We start from the raw sequence: 2,242 nt of genomic DNA, 5'->3' as shown, positions 1-2,242 counted from the left end.
AACACTCCATCTTTGCTCTCAAAGTGAAGTGTTGCGGCGATCCATTGAGACCGCCGGACAAAGTTGCCGTTTATTGCCACTGGCAATCGCTTTGTGAAATCGCAGAAGTTGCAGTTGCGCAAGCATAACAAAATGCTTGTCGCACTGCCTTTGTGAGTTACTGCTCCGGTGAATACCAAATTGGCGAGGTCCATGCTCGTTCCTGGATCCAAATTGCAACATCCTCAAGGAGCGGCAGGCCGTGGCGTACTGCGTCATACGTTGTCCAGCGTGGAGTAGGAATTTCGATTACGCGCATGTAGTACAGCGCATGTTGGTCAGGATCAAAATCGTCGTCAGTCCAATGACCAAACAACTCCGCAGCTCCGATGGCATTACTGTAAGTAGCAGTTTCAGGATCAACCGTATTGCCAACGGGAGGCAGCTTGCCATTCACATCCGGCACGCGATCTCCTGACCACACTACATCTATGATACGTTCTTGCGGCGCTCCGCCTTCATCGACCCAACCCTTGATGATCTGTACGCGATCGAGATTGGCTCCAATCGGATCTTTTATTGCGTGCACCGCAAAAGTAGGTGGGCCGTTCAAAGCTGTCAAAGAACCGCCCATCGGCACGCCGTTGGCATAGCCGTCCATTACAAGCTTTACGGGATCGTTATTGCTTTGCAGCATCGCACCGCCAAAGAAACGAGGCTGTATGCGAGGGCCTGATGTGGCGAAGGTTTCTCGGCTTTGCATCGCGTCAAATATTGCACCACGCGTGTTCTTGGGTGCCCAGACGCCTGCGAGCGAACCAGGGTTGGCGTCGGGGCCAAGCAACCAGCCGTCTATCTCGCCATCGCGACGTTGCTCGATAGTACCATCAGCAACACCGTGACTTCCATTATAGGTCGCCTCATCGACATCGCTTGGGGTGCCATTGTGATTGTCGGTGCCTCCGATGAAACCAAGTTTCCAAGGGTTCGTACCTAGCTTTTGCTCATAGTCGAGCCCTTTAGTCGCAGCCCAACGAACGAAGCCATCGTTGCGGAAGAAACGTTCACTGAATGTTGCGATACTCTCAGCATTCTCGAAGTTCGCAAATTCGTCGTCAGGTGACAAACCGGGATGTGTTTCGGAATTACCTTTGATCTGCATCATCTCGATCAACGGTTCCCACTTGGCGCGGCGCTGGGCATATTCGTATGTGATCGGATTTCCGGCATTGTCGATCGGTTCAAACATAAAGCCTTTACTTCCGTTGGAATTGTGTGGGATGGCCAACAATGTAGAGCCCTCAGCTTCTTGCTGCTCCATCCACGCCCAGAGTTCTTCCTCATTTGTAGTATCAAGCGCGCTAAGCGGGATGTCCGGCACTTTGTTGTCTCGGAATATCACGTTGCGATGCATGTTTCCGGCATTGGGGGCAGACGTCCATTCGAATGCGATAAGACTGGTAAAAGTCCCTGGCTCGTAATGCGCCTCTGCAGCCCCCACGACATAGTCTTCCCAAGCGGTTGCAGTTGTTTCAAGTCCAGCAAAAAAGGGCGGATGCTCAGGCTCGCCAGATCGCATGTTGCTTATTACATATTTCACGAACCATGCGCGTTGCGTTTCTATGTCCGACAAACCGCGCAGCTCAGTAAGGGCTTCTTGGTAATGCCCTGAAGCAGATGGGATTTGCGTTGACAACATCTCTCCAAGAAACTCTGCATGATCGGAAACGGCCGCAAAATCCAGAGGTCGACCAATTCTGCGCTGCACATTGTTTACCGAGACAGGTTGGCCCTTCGCGAAGCGATATGCGTCCGAAGGTGTCAGGCGTGCGCCTCCAATGTAGGCATCAAGGGAAAACGAAGTATGTACATGAGTTTCGCCGAAGTAAGCGTTCTTGAGCGGGTTTTCCGGCACCATGGCCTCGAGCGCGCTCCAATCATCTTGTGCCATAGCGGGAATTGCTGAGGTCAGAAACAGGAGTGACAATGCGTGCAATGACTTTCTTTTCATCAAAGTTCCCTTTCAATCTCTATCTACCGACTATGGTATCGAACGATGGCTCCAAGCAATGCCAGTTAGTTTACAGGTGTCGGTGCACTTTTTCAGCTTGTTGTACGTGATAAAAGAGAACACTAATACATAGGCAGCTGCTTTGGGCTCGAAGCGGTCATCCGCGTGTTTTTGCCCGATGACCGCTCTGCGCTCTTAGAAGGCATTTGCGAGCTGTTTGGCCTCGTTATCACTCCAACGCAGGTTGCTCGA

General features: G+C 51.7%; 1 protein-coding gene. It reads right to left on the bottom strand.

All coding sequences use genetic code 11. The annotated features are described in order from the left end of the window. Window positions 1–157: 157 nt before the first annotated feature. Window positions 158–1,990 carry a DUF3604 domain-containing protein gene (locus GOX45_RS21860; protein ID WP_171104073.1) on the bottom strand — a complete coding sequence of 611 codons (1,833 nt, stop codon included), beginning with the start codon at window positions 1,988–1,990 and terminating at the stop codon, window positions 158–160. Window positions 1,991–2,242 lie beyond the last annotated feature (252 nt).

The organism is Ruegeria sp. HKCCD7255 (assembly GCF_013031565.1).
Taxonomy (GTDB): Bacteria; Pseudomonadota; Alphaproteobacteria; order Rhodobacterales; family Rhodobacteraceae; genus Ruegeria.
The sequence above is the reverse complement of the archived record's forward strand: the minus strand, read 5'-3'. Positions and strand labels throughout refer to the sequence as shown.

Excerpts from the sequence above, each read along its gene's own strand:
- GOX45_RS21860 (WP_171104073.1), bottom strand. The coding sequence starts at position 1,990 with ATGAAAAGAAAGTCATTGCACGCATTGTCACTCCTGTTTCTGACCTCA.